General features: G+C 71.5%; 12 protein-coding genes. 7 read left to right on the forward strand and 5 right to left on the reverse strand.

Features of this window, described 5'->3' with window-relative positions:
* The first annotated feature begins 54 nt into the window (after positions 1–54).
* Entirely contained in the window at positions 55–537 is a 483-nt protein-coding gene (locus JW613_RS32150) for a CAP domain-containing protein (protein WP_209214387.1), read from the forward strand.
* Positions 538–679: 142 nt separating this feature from the next.
* Here the strand turns inward: JW613_RS32150 and JW613_RS32155 are convergent, their stop codons facing one another.
* Positions 680–1,894, reverse strand: coding sequence for a S8 family peptidase (locus JW613_RS32155; protein WP_209214388.1), 1,215 nt, complete (start codon positions 1,892–1,894; stop codon positions 680–682).
* A gap of 119 nt (positions 1,895–2,013) precedes the next feature.
* Positions 2,014–3,075, reverse strand: a complete 1,062-nt coding sequence (locus tag JW613_RS32160; RefSeq protein WP_209214389.1) for a LuxR C-terminal-related transcriptional regulator — start codon at positions 3,073–3,075, stop codon at positions 2,014–2,016.
* Between the two features lie 141 nt (positions 3,076–3,216).
* On the opposite strand from JW613_RS32160, the gene JW613_RS32165 reads away from it, so the two are divergent.
* The 3 genes from JW613_RS32165 to JW613_RS32175 all read left to right on the forward strand — a co-directional run bounded on the left by JW613_RS32165 (position 3,217) and on the right by JW613_RS32175 (position 7,260).
* Positions 3,217–3,693 (forward strand): DUF6153 family protein, encoded by a 477-nt coding sequence (locus JW613_RS32165; protein ID WP_245226641.1) that lies wholly within the window; start codon positions 3,217–3,219, stop codon positions 3,691–3,693.
* A gap of 133 nt (positions 3,694–3,826) precedes the next feature.
* Positions 3,827–5,422 carry a multicopper oxidase family protein gene (locus JW613_RS32170; protein ID WP_209214390.1) on the forward strand — a complete coding sequence of 532 codons (1,596 nt, stop codon included), beginning with the start codon at positions 3,827–3,829 and terminating at the stop codon, positions 5,420–5,422.
* 86 nt (positions 5,423–5,508) lie between these two features.
* On the forward strand, positions 5,509–7,260 hold the full coding sequence (locus tag JW613_RS32175) for an NAD+ synthase (RefSeq protein WP_209214391.1): 1,752 nt from the start codon (positions 5,509–5,511) through the stop codon (positions 7,258–7,260).
* Between the two features lie 69 nt (positions 7,261–7,329).
* Here JW613_RS32175 and JW613_RS32180 read toward each other — a convergent pair whose 3' ends face one another.
* From JW613_RS32180 to JW613_RS32190, 3 genes are all read right to left on the reverse strand, one after another.
* Positions 7,330–7,608 (reverse strand): hypothetical protein, encoded by a 279-nt coding sequence (locus tag JW613_RS32180; protein WP_209214392.1) that lies wholly within the window; start codon positions 7,606–7,608, stop codon positions 7,330–7,332.
* 279 nt (positions 7,609–7,887) lie between these two features.
* Positions 7,888–9,087, reverse strand: coding sequence for an MFS transporter (locus JW613_RS32185; RefSeq protein ID WP_099880216.1), 1,200 nt, complete (start codon positions 9,085–9,087; stop codon positions 7,888–7,890).
* A 225-nt stretch (positions 9,088–9,312) separates the two neighbouring features.
* Complete coding sequence (locus JW613_RS32190) at positions 9,313–10,365, reverse strand: endonuclease/exonuclease/phosphatase family protein (protein ID WP_209214393.1); 1,053 nt, start codon at positions 10,363–10,365, stop codon at positions 9,313–9,315.
* A gap of 339 nt (positions 10,366–10,704) precedes the next feature.
* On the opposite strand from JW613_RS32190, the gene panB reads away from it, so the two are divergent.
* The 3 genes from panB (at position 10,705) to JW613_RS32205 (ending at position 13,537) form a co-directional block, all read left to right on the forward strand.
* On the forward strand, positions 10,705–11,532 hold the full coding sequence (gene panB / locus JW613_RS32195) for a 3-methyl-2-oxobutanoate hydroxymethyltransferase (protein WP_209214394.1): 828 nt from the start codon (positions 10,705–10,707) through the stop codon (positions 11,530–11,532).
* Between the two features lie 119 nt (positions 11,533–11,651).
* Positions 11,652–12,653 carry an ATP-binding cassette domain-containing protein gene (locus JW613_RS32200; RefSeq protein WP_209214395.1) on the forward strand — a complete coding sequence of 334 codons (1,002 nt, stop codon included), beginning with the start codon at positions 11,652–11,654 and terminating at the stop codon, positions 12,651–12,653.
* Complete coding sequence (locus JW613_RS32205; protein ID WP_209214396.1) at positions 12,650–13,537, forward strand: ABC transporter permease; 888 nt, start codon at positions 12,650–12,652, stop codon at positions 13,535–13,537. Before JW613_RS32200 ends, JW613_RS32205 begins: the two co-directional genes overlap by 4 nt.
* Positions 13,538–13,543 lie beyond the last annotated feature (6 nt).

The raw sequence follows: 13,543 nt of genomic DNA on the forward strand, positions 1-13,543 counted from the left end.
TGACCCCTAAAGTGGCATGCGGCCCTCAGAGCTGACGAGAATTGAGAGGGACGTATGGGGTTCGTGTTCAGCCGGATCGCCGGGCGCGGTGGCGCGGCCTTCGGGCTCGCGCTGGCACTGGTGACCGCCACAGGGTGGGAGGCCGGCGCCGCGCCCTCACGCGCCGATGTGCTGGCGCTGGTCAACGCCGAGCGGGCGCGGGCGGGCTGCCCCGTGGTGGCCGAGAACGCCGCGCTGCGGCGGGCCGCACAGCGGCACAGCACACGGATGGCACGGGCACGCGTCCTCTCCCACACCCGGCCCGAGAACGCGGGCCCCGGGCGACGCGTGGCCCGGGAGGGTTACCGGTTCCGGCGCGTGGGAGAGAATCTCGCCCGGGGCCAGTGGCACGCCGCCGATGTGGTGCGGGCGTGGATGCGCAGCCCCAAGCACCGCGCCTCATTGACCAACTGCGCCTTCCGGGACGCCGGCGTGGGGGTGAGCCGCGCTCGCGGGGGCCCCTGGTGGACGCTGCTGCTGGGCACCAGGAGCAGATAGCACCGCCGGCGTAGGCGCACACGCGGCGTGAGCGCACACGACCGCGGCCCGGTGTGTGGGGCACCGGGCCGCGGAAGGTGGGGGGTTGCTCGGGTGGTTCGTTCGTCACCCGACGGCGTTCAGGCCGCTTCGACCGAAACCGTCACTCGACGACGTTCAGCAGCAGGTTGGGCGAGCCCTGGCCGGGGTTGCCGACGACGTCCTTGGAGGCGCCGTCCGTCAGGGCCTTGGAGACGGCCTCCGGAGTGGCGTCCTTGTGGCCCGAGAGGTAGACCGCCGCGGCGCCCGCGACGTGCGGGGAGGCCATGGAGGTGCCGGAGATGGTGTCGGTGGCGTCGTCACCGGTGTTCCAGGCGCCGGTGATGTCGACGCCGGGCGCGTACAGGTCGAGCACGTCGCCGTAGTTGGAGAAGGTGGCCTGGGCGTCCTTGTCGTCGGTGGCGCCGACGGTGAGGGCTTCCTTCACCCGGGCCGGCGAGCTGTTCCCGGCGTCCGTGCCCTCGTTGCCCGCGGCCACCGCGAAGGTGACGCCCGCCTTGATGGAGTTCTGCACCGCCTTGTCCAGCGCCTCGTCGGCGCCGCCGCCCAGCGACATGTTGGCGACCGAGGGGGCCTTGGCGTTCTTGGTGACCCAGTCGATGCCCGCGACGACCTGCTCGGTGGTGCCCGAGCCCTGGTCGTCCAGGACGCGGACGGCGACCACGTCGGCCTTCTTGGCGACGCCGTGCGCCTCGCCCGCGACCGTGCTGGCGACATGTGTGCCGTGGCCGTTGCCGTCCGAGGCGTCCTCGTCGCCGTCGACCGCGTCGAAGCCGCTCTTGGCGCGGTCGCCGAAGTCCTTGTGCGTGGTGCGGACACCGGTGTCGATGATGTACGCGGTGACGCCCTCACCCGCGCTGTCCGGGTAGGTGTACTTCTTGTCCAGCTTCAGCTCGGGGGTGTCGATGCGGTCCAGGCCCCAGGAGGGCGGGTCGGCCTGCTCACCGGTGATCGAGTGCTTCTGGTTCGCGTAGACCTTGTCGACCGCCGGGTCGGCGGCCAGTTCCTCGGCCTCGCTCGCGGACATCTTCGCCGAATAGCCGTTGAGAGCCTTGGTGAAGGTCTTGCGCACCTTTCCGCCGTGGTCGGCGATGACCGACCGGCCCTTGGCGGAGGCCGACTTGGTGCTCACGGCCGACTTCTTCATCGTGACGATGTAGCTGCCCTTGACGGCCTTCGCGGAGCCCGCCCCGACGACGGTGCCCTGTGCGGGCGCCTCCGGAGTCGCGTTCGCGGGGAGCGCCGTGACGGTACCGATGGCCGCCGCGGCCACTGCCGCGGATATGCCGAGAGCAACTTTCTTACGCGTCACTGCCATGGCGAGGGTTCCTCCTCGTGTGGGGGGATGCGCATGTGGGGTGCGCGATCGGCACGCTAAGCGCACTGTCACGAGCAGGACAAGAGGGCGACTGTGACGCGGGTAGACGGTCAATTGCCTTACGCGGTGCCATTCTTGGCAGTTCGGGCGGGACCCTCCGGCGGTGCCTGCGGGAGCCAGCCGAGGCTCGCCGCGCGCATGCCGAGCTGGAACCTCGTCGTCGCTCCGAGGCGCTCCATCAGCCCGTGCAGCCGCCGCTGGAAGGTGCGGTAGCTGATACCGAGCTGCCGGGCCATCACCTGGTCGGTCATACCGGTCATCAGCAGCGCCAGCAGCTTGGCCTCCTGCGGGCTCGGCCCGTCGGGCGCACCAGGGCGGCGGCCCGAGAGATAGTCCGAGATCGGCAGCGCCCTGCCCCACAGCACCTCGAAGAACTCGCACAGCACCTCCAGCAGCCCGGAGGGATGTACGACGACGCTGCTGGCCAGCTCGTTCGGGGCGGCGCGCAGCGGGATCAGCGCGATGCGGTCGTCCGCGATCAGCATCTTCGTCGGGGTGTCCGCCATCACCCGGGCGTCCTCGCCCAGTTCGGCCGCGGCGCCGATGTCCGTGTCGAACCGCTGGGAGGTGATGAGCCCGTCCGTGTCGTAGATCACCCGGTACCGGATCCCCCGCCGCATCATCTGCGCCTGCACCGGCATCATGCCGGTCTTGGGGTCGAGGCGGTCCGGGTCGCTGTTGGCGTAGGGCGGCCGGTCGATGCCCCGTATCTCGGCGTGCGCGCTGCGCTGGAGCTGGTCGACCTGGCGGATGACCGCCGCCCGGCCCGTGACGATCTCCACCAGCTCCAGGGGGTCGCGGCCCGCCGTGTGCGCCCGGAACCGGGCCGCCAGATGCTGGATGTGCCGGCGGGTGCGGTGGATCTCCTCCTCGCGGGCGAGCAGCAGCGACTCGAAGGCGATCTCCGGGGCCACCGGCAGATACCGCTCGGCACCCCCGCCGCCCCGGTCCGCGGCGAAGCGGCCCACCAGATTGAGCTTCTCCAGGGAGGCGAGCGCGGCGCGGACGCGGGCGGCGCTCACCCCGGCGGCGGCACGCAGCTCGCCCACGGTCACGGCACCGTCCACCAGCGCCTCGTAGACCTGCTGCTGGACGGGGTCGAGATCAAGAGCCTCCAACATGCTGCGCATCCTGTGCGCGGTGGCGAGTTCACGTCAATGACCGAACACCGCCAGCGGCCCGTCAAATACCCAAGAACCCTGCGGAATCCGACCCCGCACACCGGTGCATACCCCCGGCGGGCATCCGGTTAGGCTGCTCCCATGCTGACCGGCGAGCGCGCACCCGACGCCCGCACCGTGTGGTGCGGGCGCGTACTGCTGCTCGCCGCGCTGCTGTTCGGGCTCGTCACCATGCACACGCTCGGACACGTCGCGCCCGAAGAGGGAATGCGGGAGGCACCGGCCGTCGCCGAGCACCTCTCCGCCGCACCGGCACCGGACCCGGCTCCGGCAGCGGACCCGGGTCCGGCCCATCATCAGGCAGTACCGGAGCAGCAGCCGGCCCCGGAGCACGGCGACGGACATGGGACGGGAACCGACCCGCTCTCCCTCTGTCTGGCCGTCCTGGGCGTCTGGACCGCCGCCGCGCTGCTGGGGGCGGTCGCGGCACTGGTGGCGCGCGGACGCGGCAGCGGCCTGCTGCGGCCGTATCGCTGCCGCGCAGTGCCCGCCCTGTGGCCACTGCCACCGCGAAGAACAGCGATAAGACTCGCCCAGTTGTCGATCCTGCGGATCTGAGGGGGCCTCACGCCCTCTTCCAGGGGCGGCCCTGTGCACAAGGGGCGCCCTGTTTCTCGGCGTTTCCCGCCGTTTCCCGGCTGCTGTCGGCAGCCGTGCCCTCCGCACCCGATCGACAACACGTGAGGCACCCATGCGTTCTCTTCCCACGCGCCGAGCCGTACTCGGTACCGGCGCAGCCCTCGTCGGCGGCGGCTACCTTGCCGCGTGCACCAGCGGCGGCAGCCGCGACGGCGGCGACCGCAACCCCGACGGCTATGTCGAGCCGGACGGGCCCGAGGTACGTGCCGCCGAGGCCGAGCGCCCGCAGGGCCGTACCGAGAAGGTGCGGCTCACCGCGACCCGTACCCGGCTCGAACTGGGCTCCGGCACCACCGTGGCCACCTGGGCGTACGGCGACCGGGTGCCCGGCAGGACGGTCCGCGTCACCGCGGGTGGCACCCTGGCGCTGACCCTCGCCAACCACCTGTCCGCGGCGACCTCGCTGCACTGGCACGGACTCGCGCTCCGCAACGACATGGACGGGGTACCGGCGCTCACCCAGCGGGAGATCAAGCCGGGCGCGGACTTCACCTACCGTTTCGCGGTCCCCCACCCGGGCACGTACTGGTTCCATCCGCACTCCGGCGTCCAGCAGGACCGCGGGCTGTACGCCCCGCTGATCGTGGAGGACCCCCGGGAGCCGCTGCGGTACGACAAGGAGTGGGTGGTCGTCCTCGACGACTGGGTGGACGGTGTGGACGGCTCCACCCCGGACAGCGTGCTGGCCGAACTGCGCCGCGGCATGGACCACGGCGGCCCGGACAAGGACGGCGGAGACGAAGGCGGTGACGGCGGCGGTGACGGCGGCGGCCACGGCATGCACGGGATGGGCGGCCGGTCCGAGCCCACGCCCTCCGGTCCGTCCCGGATGATGATGGGCGCCACCAGCGAGCTGCTGGGCGGCGACGCGGGCGATGTGAAGTACCCGCACTATCTGGTCAACGGGCGCACCGCGGCCGACCCGGAGAGCTTCCGGGCCCGGCCTGGCGACCGCATCCGTATCCGGTTCATCAACGCGGGCGGCGACACCGCCTTCCGGGTCGCGCTCGGCGGCCACCGGATGACCGTCACCCACACCGACGGGTTCCCCGTCGAGCACACCACCACCGACGCGCTGCTGCTGGGCATGGGCGAGCGCTACGACGTGCTGGTCACCGCGGAGGACGGGGTCTTCCCGCTCACGGCGCTGGCCGAGGGCAAGAAGGCGACGGGCCGCGCGCTGCTGCGTACCGCCCCGGGCGACGCGCCCTCTCCCTCGGCCCGTCCGAAGGAGCTGGAGGGCACGCCGCTGACCGCCCGGAAGCTCAAGGCGGCGGACTCGGCCCGTCTCGCGGCGGGGAAGCCGGACCGTACGGTCACGCTGCGGCTGACCGGCTCCATGGCGAAGTACGACTGGGGGCTCAACGGCAAGCAGTACGACCCTCGGCAGCGGCATCCCGTCACAGCGGGTGAGCGGGTACGGCTGCGGTTCGTGAACACGACGGACATGTGGCACCCCATGCATCTGCACGGCCACACCTTCGCCCTGCCGGACGGCGGCCCCCGCAAGGACACGGCGATCGTGCTGCCGGGGAAGACGTTGGAGGTGGACTTCGACGCCGACAACCCGGGGCTGTGGATGGTCCACTGCCACAACGTCTACCACGGTGAGGCGGGGATGATGACGGTGCTCGGCTACCGTAAGTAGCCGACTGCGCGGGCGAGGCGCCGAGGCGGGGCACTCCGGCCGCCTCGCCCGCCCATAGCGTCAGCCCGACGATTACACTCGGCTCCGTGGCTCAACTACGTCTCGCGCTGAATCAGATCGACTCCACCGTCGGCGACCTGGAGGGCAACGCCGCCTCCGTCCTGCGGTGGACCCGGCACTCCGTCGAGCAGGGCGCCCATCTGGTCGCGTTCCCGGAGATGATGCTGACCGGCTACCCGGTCGAGGACCTGGCGCTGCGCCGGTCGTTCGTCGAGGCGAGCCGCACCGCCGTGCGGGACCTCGCGCGTCGGCTGGCCGACGAGGGGCTGGGCGAGGTGCCGGTCGTCGTCGGCTACCTCGACCGCTGCGCCCAGGCCCAGCCCCGCTACGGCCAGCCCGCCGGCGCCCCGCAGAACGCGGCGGCGGTGCTGCACCGCGGGGAGATCGTGCTGACCTTCGCCAAGCACCACCTGCCCAACTACGGCGTCTTCGACGAGTTCCGCTACTTCGTGCCGGGCGACACCATGCCCGTCGTCCGGGTGCACGGGGTCGATGTCGCCCTCGCCATCTGCGAGGACCTGTGGCAGGAGGGCGGCCGGGTCCCGGCGGCGCGGAGCGTGGGGGCCGGGCTGCTGCTGTCGATCAACGCCTCGCCCTACGAGCGGGACAAGGACGACACCCGGCTGGAGCTGGTGCGCAAGCGCGCGCAGGAGGCCGGGTGCACGACCGCCTATCTGGCTCAGACCGGCGGCCAGGACGAGCTGGTCTTCGACGGCGACTCGATCGTCGTCGACGCGGACGGGCGGGTACTGGCGCGCGCGCCCCAGTTCGAGGAGCGGTGCGTCGTCCTCGACCTGGAGCTGCCCGCGGCGGCGGCCACCCCGCCCTCGGGCACGGTGGACGACGGCCTGGGCGTGGAACACCGCGTCCTGAGCGCCGAGCCGCTGCCCGCCTACGCGCCGGCGGCCACCGGTGGTGAGGCGCCGCGCATGGCGGACGACGAGGAGATCTACACCGCGCTGGTGGTCGGGCTGCGCGCGTACGCGGTCAAGAACGGCTTCCGCTCGGTGCTGATCGGGCTGTCCGGCGGTATCGACTCGGCGCTGACGGCCGCGATCGCCTGCGACGCGGTCGGCCCCGAGAACGTGTACGGCGTCTCGATGCCGTCGCGCTACTCCTCCGAGCACTCCAAGGAGGACGCGGCCGAACTGGCCGAACGCACCGGGCTCAACTTCCGCACCGTGGAGATCGAGCCGATGTTCGCCGCGTACATGGGCTCACTGGGTCTGAGCGGGCTCGCCGAGGAGAACCTCCAGGCCCGGCTGCGCGGCACGCTGCTGATGGCCCTCTCCAACCAGGAGGGCCACATCGTGCTGGCCCCGGGCAACAAGTCCGAGCTGGCAGTGGGCTACTCGACGCTCTACGGCGATGCGGTGGGCGCCTACGGCCCGATCAAGGACGTCTACAAGACGAACGTCTTCCGCCTCGCCACCTGGCGCAACCGCGCCGCCCAGGAGCGCGGCCACACCCCGCCCATCCCCGAGCGCTCCATCACCAAGCCGCCCAGCGCCGAGCTGGCCCCCGGCCAGGTGGACACCGACTCGCTGCCCGACTACGACGTCCTCGACCGCATCCTGAAGCGGTACGTGGACGGCGACCAGGGTGCCGCGGCCATCGTGGAGGCGGGCTTCGACGCGGAGACCGTGGTCCGGGTGCTGCGGATGACGGACCGCGCCGAGTACAAGCGCCGCCAGTACCCGCCGGGCACCAAGATCTCGCCCAAGGGCTTCGGCAAGGACCGCCGTCTGCCGATCACCAACCGGTGGCGGGAGGGCTGACGGGCCCGCCCGGGTCTGCCCGCCGGGGCGCTGCGGGCAGACCCGTCAGGCGCGCGGGTGCCGCGCGCCTCAGTCCTCGACGTACAGCGCCCAGCCGCGCAGCGGGTCCAGCTGGCAGACGTAGCCGCTGTAGCCGTGCCGGAGGTAGTAGGCCCCGCCGTTCTCACACTGCGTCTTGTTGGGGTACCACGCGACGAACTCCATGGCGGCGATCTGCTGCGCGGAGGCCGGGGCGACGGGCGCCGCGTTGTCGGCGGGGGCGGCCACGGCCGGGGCTGCGGCGGCCAGGGTTCCGAGGATCGCCACCGCGGCGGCGGTGGCGGCGAGACGGGCCGAACGGGATCTCATAGGAGTTCCTCCCTCTGGGGCGCGAACGGACCTCACGGGAGCACGTGCCAGGCGGCGGGAGCCGCCCGGCAGCCGATCACTCGGACCTCAACTCGCCTGTTGTGCTGGCGAGTTGGGAACCCCCGTGGTGACGCGAAGAGCGTATGCAGCCCTCGGGGCAACCACCACTGGCATACGCGGTGACTCAGGTCACACATTTCCCCCACGACGCAAACGCCCCACAGTGAGCGGAACTCACCGTGGGGCGCAGGTGTCGCACTGTGGCCCGGCAGCCGGCCGCTAGCGGCCCGAGTGGGCCTCCACCGGAACGTCGTGGGCGCGGGCCACCACGCGCGAGTCGCCGCGGTCCAGCACGCCCGCCGTGACGGCGATGGCGAGCCCGACCAGCGCGAGGGCGGCACCGACCAGGGTGGGGGACGTCCATCCCCAGCCGGCGGCGATGACGACACCGCCGAGCCACGCCCCGCCCGCGTTGGCGAGGTTGAACGCCGAGTGGTTGGAGGCCGAGGCGATGGTCGGCGCGTGCGAGGCGGCCCGCATCACCAGCATCTGGACCGGGGTGGTGATCAGGAAGCCGACGGCTCCCAGCAGCCCCACCAGCACCAGCGCCGCCCACTTCACGGGCGCCACGAAGTGGAAGGCGACCATCAGCGCCGCCATCAGCCCCAGCGCCGCGTACAGGGTGCGCCGGGGTGCGCGGTCGGTCAGCGGCCCGGCGACCAGGGTGCCCAGCGTCATGCCGATGCCGAAGAGGGCGAGCACCCAGGTCACCGAGGTCTCGGCGAGCCCGGTGACCTGGGTCATCATCGAGGCGAGATAGCTGTAGACGGCGAAGACGCCGCCGAAGCCGAAGACGGCGGTCAGCAGCCCGAGGACGACCTGGCGGTTGCCCAGGGCGCGCAGCTCGTGACGTACGCCGCCCTGGTGCTCCAGCGGCATCCGGGGCACGAGCAGCGCGAGGGCCGACATGGCGACCAGACCGATGAGCGTGACGACCACGAAGGTGGCGCGCCAGCCGAGCTGCTGGCCCAGCGCCGTGCCACCGGGGACGCCGACGATGTTGGCGACGGTCAGCCCCAGGAACATGGTGGCCACGGCACGGGCCGCCCGGCCCTCCCGGACGAGCCGGGCGGCGACCACGGCGCCGACGCCGAAGAACGCGCCGTGCGGCAGCCCCGCCAGCACCCGGCCGGCCAGCAGCGTGCCGAAGCCGGGAGCGAGGGCGGAGGCGAGGTTGCCGAGGGTGAACAGTGCCATCAACAGCAGCAGCATCAGCTTGCGCGGGACGCGAGCCCCCACGGCGGTCAGCAGCGGGGCCCCGAGGACGACACCGAGGGCGTACGCGGAGACCAGGTACCCCGCGGTCGGAACGGACGTGCCCAGATCGTCGGCGACGTTCGGCAGCAGGCCCATCATCACGAACTCGGTGGTGCCGATACCGAAGGCGCCCACGGCGAGTGCGAGCAGAGCCAGTGGCATGCGAAGTAAACCTTTCGCGCGTAAGAAGGCGTGACGGAGTGCGTTGTCGAGCGCCCGGGAACGGGCGCTCGGGGAAGGTGGTGGGCCGACGCGGCGCGGGAGCGGCGGCCGCGGCGGGACGGGGCGACACTGCCCCTATGTTTTGCTCTGCAACAAAGTCTCGCAGCCAGATGTTCCAGGGCGCAAAACGAGGCGTTACGGGCCGCCGAATCCCGGTCGTCCGGCTCAGTCCGCCAGGTCGATCTTCGCGGCGACCGGCAGATGGTCGCTGGCCGTCGCCGGGAGCGTCCAGGCGGAGACCGGGTCGGCGCCCTTGACCATGATCTGGTCGATCCGCGCCATGGGGAACGAGGCCGGCCAGCTGAAGCCGAAGCCGTCCCCCGCCGCACCCTGTGCGGAGCGCATCTGGGAGGTGATGGGCGCAAGCGCGCGGTCGTTCATGGTGCCGTTGAGATCGCCGAGCAGGATGACGTTGTCCGCCGGGTCGCGGGCGATGGCCTCACCGAGGGCCCGGGCACTGCCGTCCCGCTGTCCGGCGGTGAAGCCGGAGCGGAACTGCACCCGCACCGAGGGCAGATGCGCGGCGTAGACGGCGACATCGCCCTCGGGCGTGCGCACCGTGGCGCGCATGGCGCGCGGCCAGCCCATCTTGATGTCGACGGCCCTCATCTCGCTCATCGGGTACTTGCTCCAGATGCCGACCGTGCCGGTGAGCTTGTGATACGGGTGCGTCTTGTCGAGGGCCGCCCGGTAGGCGGCGGCCTTCGCCGGGGAGACCTCCTCCAGTGCGATCACCTCGGCACCGGATGCGACCAGCGCCTCGGCGGTCCCCCGGGGATCGGCATTGCCCGCGTTGACGTTGTGGGTGACAACGGTGAGGTCACCGGCGCCGCTGCCGGTCTTGTCGTTGAACAGACCGCCGAACAGGTTCACCCACATCAACGTCGGCAGCAGCAGCGCGACCAGCGCCGTGGCGGAGCGGCGCAGCACGGCGCCGACCAGCAGGACGACGATCAGCAGCCCGCCCCACGGCAGGAACGTCTCCCACAGCGAGCCGAGGTTGCCGACGGCGTTGGGGACCTCGGCGTGCAGGAAGAAGGCCAGCCCGAGCAGCAGGGCGGCCACCGCGAGGAGCACCCCGCGCCGCCATTTCCCCGGCCCCGACCACCCCGGGAAGCCGCCTCGGAAGCGGTCGCCGGACCAGCGGGACCACAAGCCCCGCCGCCCGTCGCCGCCGTCCTCGCGGTGCGTGGCCTCCGACGTGTACACGCGCGTCATCCGCCGTCCTCACTTGCCTGTGCTGGTGCCCGATGAACGATAGGCGATGCCGTTTTCCAGGCAGTTGAACCCTTCGCTGCAACTGCCGCTTTCGCCCTGAAGTCCGATGTGGAGTCCGAGAAGAGGACGAGACGCGGCAGCGCACGGGTTCCAGCAGGTCGGGGCTGGATCGCGACTGTGACACAACCCGCACACGACCGCAGCCACCGGTCGGCCGCGCCGGCGGGTCCTGGGCGCCGAAGCCGGTCCCCTACCGGGCGGCGGAGGGGCGTGCCAGCATGGACAGCGGATCCGGAGACGCCGTAGGGGCGCTTCGAGACGACAACAGGAGTCAATGCCATGCCGCAGACGCTCTACGGGGGAACCCGTAATCGCCGTGTGACCGTGCGCGACCTCGCACTCGCCAAGGAGCGGGGCGAGAAGTGGCCCATGCTCACCGCCTACGACGCGATGACCGCCTCCGTCTTCGACGAGTCCGGTATCCCCGTCATGCTCGTCGGCGACTCGATGGGCAACTGCCACCTCGGCTACGAGACGACCGTGCCGGTCACCATGGACGAGGTGACCATGCTGACGGCCGCCGTGGTGCGGGGCACCAGCCGCGCCCTGATCGTCGCCGACCTGCCGTTCGGCTCGTACCAGGAAGGGGAGATCCAGGCACTGCGCAGCGCCACCCGGCTCATCAAGGAGGCCGGCGCCCAGGCCGTCAAGCTCGAAGGCGGCGAGCGTTCCGCCGACCAGATCGGGCTGCTGGTGCGCTCCGGCATCCCGGTGATGGCGCACATCGGGCTGACCCCGCAGTCCGTCCACGCCATGGGCTACCGGGTGCAGGGCCGCGGCGAGGAGGCGGCACACCAGCTGATGCGTGACGCCAAGGCGGTCCAGGACGCGGGGGCCTTCGCCGTGGTGATGGAGATGGTCCCCGCACCGGTCGCCGCCGAGGTCACCCGGGCACTGCACGTGCCCACGGTCGGCATCGGCGCCGGAAGCGACTGCGACGCCCAGGTGCTGGTGTGGACCGACATGGCGGGCCTGACCCCCGGCAAGCTGCCGCGCTTCGTGAAGCAGTACGGCCAACTGCGTACGGCGCTGGGAGAGGCGGCGCGCGCCTTCGCCGAGGACGTCACCACGGGCGCGTTCCCGGCACCGGAGCACTCCTTCGAGTAGCCCCGGGCGCTCCTCGGGGTGAGTGACACGACGGCCCACCGATCCAGCCCGGCTCGGCTGTCGGTGGGCTGTCGGTCGGCTGTCGGTCGTTTGTCAGTGGCGACTGTCATATTGGCGGCATGACGCGAGAGAAGACGACGAACGCGGTCGAGGTCCGCGGACTGGTCAAGCACTTCGGGGAGACGAAGGCCGTCGACGGCATCGACCTCGATGTGCGCGAGGGCACCGTGATGGGAGTGCTGGGCCCCAACGGCGCGGGCAAGACGACGCTCGTCCGGATGCTCTCCACGCTCCTGCAGCCCGACGGCGGCACGGCGAAGGTCGCCGGGTTCGACGTGGTGCGCCAGCCGCGCGAGCTCCGCCGCACGATCGGGCTGACCGGCCAGTACGCCTCGGTGGACGAGAAGCTGGCGGGCTGGGAGAACCTCTACATGATCGGGCGGCTGCTCGACCTGTCCCGCACCGACGCCCGCAAGCGCGCCGACGAACTGCTGGAGCGGTTCTCCCTCACCGAGGCGGCCCGGCGCCCCGTGATGAAGTACAGCGGCGGGATGCGCCGCAGGCTCGACCTGGCGGCCTCCATGATCGGGCGCCCGAAGGTGCTGTATCTGGACGAGCCCACCACGGGTCTGGACCCGCGCACCCGCAACGAGGTGTGGGACGAGGTCAAGAACATCGTGGCGGACGGCAACACCGTGCTGCTCACCACCCAGTACATGGAGGAGGCCGAGCAGCTCGCCGGCGAGCTGACCGTCATCGACCGCGGCCGGATCATCGCCGAGGGCCGGGTGCCCGAGCTGAAGGCGAAGGTCGGCGGTCGGACGCTGGAGATCCGCCCGGCCGACCCGGGGGAGCTGACCCGGATGGTCGGCGCCATCGCCCAGGCGGGGCTGGACGGAGTGGCCGGTGCCGCCGCCGACGAGGAGTCGGGCATCGTCAGTGTCCCCATCGTCAGCGACGAGCAGCTGACGGCCGTGGTCGCGCTGCTGGGGGAACGCGGCTTCGCGATCTCCGACATCGCCACCCACCTGCCCAGCCTGGACGAGGTGTTCCTGGCCCTCACCGGCCAGAAGGCCACCCACCAGGACGACGAGAACGAGCACGAGGAGGTCGCGGCGTGAGTACCGCCACCGTCAAAGCGCCCGGGTCCGAGAAGGCCCCGTCCGGCTCAGCGCCGGGGACGAGTCCCGCGCCCGGCAAGCCCGGCACGGCAGAGGGCCGCATCGGGCTGCGGGCCAACCTGCGGCACATCGGCGCGCTCGTCCGCCGCAACGCCCTGCAGATCAAGCAGGACCCCGAGTCGATGATGGACGCACTGCTGATGCCCATCATCTTCACGCTGCTGTTCGTCTACGTCTTCGGTGGCGCCATCGGAGGGGACGGCGGCAGCGGGAGCCGGGACCAGTACATCCAGTATCTGATCCCCGGCATGATGGGCATGATGGGGATGTCCATCGCGATGGCCGTCGGCACGGGCATCAACGAGGACTTCCGCAAGGGTGTGATGGACCGCTTCCGGGCCATGCCGATCGCCCGTTCCTCGGTACTCATAGCCAAGTCGGTCGTCGAGATCGGCCGCATGCTGGTCGCCGTGACCGTGCTGCTGACGGTCGGCTTCCTGGTCGGGTTCGAGATCGACGGGCACTGGCTGGGCATGCTGGCCGCCATCGGGCTGACCGCGCTGTTCGGCGCCTCGCTGCTGTGGATCTTCATTCTGCTGGGGCTGACGATGAACACGGCGCAGGCCGTGCAGGGCGTCTCGTTCCTGGTGCTGATGCCGCTGCAGTTCGGCTCGTCGGTCTTCGTGCCGACCGGCACCATGCCCGGCTGGCTGAAGGCGTTCACGGACGTCAACCCGCTCACCCATCTCGCGGACGCCGCCCGCGGGCTGATGCTCGGCCAGGGCGAGGTGGCCAACCCGGTGATGTGGACGGTGATCTGGTCGGTCGGGCTGACGCTGCTGACCGCGCCGATCGCCATCGCGAAGTTCCGCAAGAAGACCTGACCCCGG

Origin of the sequence: Streptomyces smyrnaeus, assembly GCF_017676345.1 — a bacterium.
GTDB classification, from domain to species: domain Bacteria; phylum Actinomycetota; class Actinomycetes; order Streptomycetales; family Streptomycetaceae; genus Streptomyces; species Streptomyces smyrnaeus.

Coding starts and splice junctions, on each gene's coding strand:
- JW613_RS32150 (WP_209214387.1), top strand. CDS start 55: ATGGGGTTCGTGTTCAGCCGGATCGCCGGGCGCGGTGGCGCGGCCTTC.
- JW613_RS32155 (WP_209214388.1), bottom strand. CDS start 1,894: ATGGCAGTGACGCGTAAGAAAGTTGCTCTCGGCATATCCGCGGCAGTG.
- JW613_RS32160 (WP_209214389.1), bottom strand. CDS start 3,075: ATGTTGGAGGCTCTTGATCTCGACCCCGTCCAGCAGCAGGTCTACGAG.
- JW613_RS32165 (WP_245226641.1), top strand. CDS start 3,217: ATGCTGACCGGCGAGCGCGCACCCGACGCCCGCACCGTGTGGTGCGGG.
- JW613_RS32170 (WP_209214390.1), top strand. CDS start 3,827: ATGCGTTCTCTTCCCACGCGCCGAGCCGTACTCGGTACCGGCGCAGCC.
- JW613_RS32180 (WP_209214392.1), bottom strand. CDS start 7,608: ATGAGATCCCGTTCGGCCCGTCTCGCCGCCACCGCCGCCGCGGTGGCG.
- JW613_RS32185 (WP_099880216.1), bottom strand. CDS start 9,087: ATGCCACTGGCTCTGCTCGCACTCGCCGTGGGCGCCTTCGGTATCGGC.
- JW613_RS32190 (WP_209214393.1), bottom strand. CDS start 10,365: ATGACGCGCGTGTACACGTCGGAGGCCACGCACCGCGAGGACGGCGGC.
- panB (WP_209214394.1), top strand. CDS start 10,705: ATGCCGCAGACGCTCTACGGGGGAACCCGTAATCGCCGTGTGACCGTG.
- JW613_RS32200 (WP_209214395.1), top strand. CDS start 11,652: ATGACGCGAGAGAAGACGACGAACGCGGTCGAGGTCCGCGGACTGGTC.